The sequence below is a fragment of the Rothia sp. HMSC065C12 genome (genome assembly GCF_001812085.1).
Taxonomy (GTDB): domain Bacteria; phylum Actinomycetota; class Actinomycetes; order Actinomycetales; family Micrococcaceae; genus Rothia; species Rothia mucilaginosa.
In genome coordinates this window covers 1-1,718 of record NZ_KV807665.1, presented here as the reverse complement: position 1 = coordinate 1,718, position 1,718 = coordinate 1, and the positions used below count along the sequence as shown (strand labels likewise).

Here is a 1,718-nt window from a genome sequence, read left to right as displayed (position 1 = left end):
AAAGTGCCAGGAAATCTCATCTCGAAACAGGCTTCCCGCTTAGATGCTTTCAGCGGTTATCCCTCCCGAACGTAGCCAATCAGCCATGCACCTGGCGGTACAACTGACATACCAGAGGTTCGTCCGTCCCGGTCCTCTCGTACTAAGGACAGCCTTTCTCAAATTTCCAACGCGCGCAGCGGATAGGGACCGAACTGTCTCACGACGTTCTGAACCCAGCTCGCGTACCGCTTTAATGGGCGAACAGCCCAACCCTTGGGACCGACTCCAGCCCCAGGATGCGACGAGCCGACATCGAGGTGCCAAACCATGCCGTCGATATGGACTCTTGGGCAAGATCAGCCTGTTATCCCCGAGGTACCTTTTATCCGTTGAGCGACGGCCGTTCCACAACGTACCGCCGGATCACTAGTCCCGACTTTCGTCCCTGCTCGACCTGCCAGTCTCACAGTCAAGCTCCCTTGTGCACTTACACTCAACACCTGATTGCCAACCAGGCTGAGGGAACCTTTGGGCGCCTCCGTTACACTTTAGGAGGCAACCGCCCCAGTTAAACTACCCATCAGGCACTGTCCCTGAACCAGATCATGGCCCGAAGTTAGACATCCAGATTGACCAGAGTGGTATTTCAACAACGACTCCACACAAACTAGCGTCCATGCTTCACAGTCTCCCACCTATCCTACACAAGCCAAACCAAACACCAATACCAAACTATAGTAAAGGTCACGGGGTCTTTCCGTCCTGCTGCGCGAAACGAGCATCTTTACTCGTACTGCAATTTCGCCGAGTTCATGGTTGAGACAGTAGGGAAGTCGTTACTCCATTCGTGCAGGTCGGAACTTACCCGACAAGGAATTTCGCTACCTTAGGATGGTTATAGTTACCACCGCCGTTTACTGGGGCTTAAATTCTCAGCTTCGCCACAAAGGCTAACCAATCCTCTTAACCTTCCAGCACCGGGCAGGAGTCAGTCCGTATACATCGTCTTACGACTTCGCACGGACCTGTGTTTTTGATAAACAGTCGCTTCCCCCTGGTCTCTGCGACCCATACACGCTCCAGGCAGCAAGTGCCCATCACGCTCAAGGTCCCCCTTCTCCCGAAGTTACGGGGGCATTTTGCCGAGTTCCTTAACCATGATTCTCTCGATCGCCTTAGTATTCTCTACCTGATCACCTGTGTCGGTTTAGGGTACGGGCGGCTAAAACCTCACGCCGATGCTTTTCTCGGCAGCATAGGATCACCAAATCCCCCAAAAACGGGGTCCCATCACGTCTCAGGCACACAGCCGGCGCATTTAACAACCGACAACCCTACACGCTTAGACCACGACAACCATCGCGTGGCTTGGCTACCTTCCTGCGTCACACCTGTTAACACGTTTACCTCCAAAGATCGGGTCCCACAACCCACACAACACACAAACAAAAGCCTGCACATCATGCTTCGCATGGTTAGCATCACAATATCAGTATGGGCGGTTTTTCACCGGTACGGGAATATCAACCCGTTATCCATCGACTACGCCTGTCGGCCTCGCCTTAGGCCCCGACTAACCCAGGGCAGATTAACTTGACCCTGGAACCCTTGATCATCCGGCGGATGAGTTTCTCACTCATCTTTCGCTACTCATGCCTGCATTCTCACTCGCATAGCCTCCACCACTGGTTTACACCGCAGCTTCACTGGCTACACGACGCTCCCCTACCCAACAA

The 1,718-nt window shown here is 53.5% G+C and carries 1 rRNA gene; it reads right to left on the bottom strand.

Annotation, left to right across the window (positions count from 1 at the left end):
* Positions 1-1,718: ribosomal RNA gene (locus HMPREF2836_RS00005) — 23S ribosomal RNA — on the bottom strand; the annotation flags it as partial.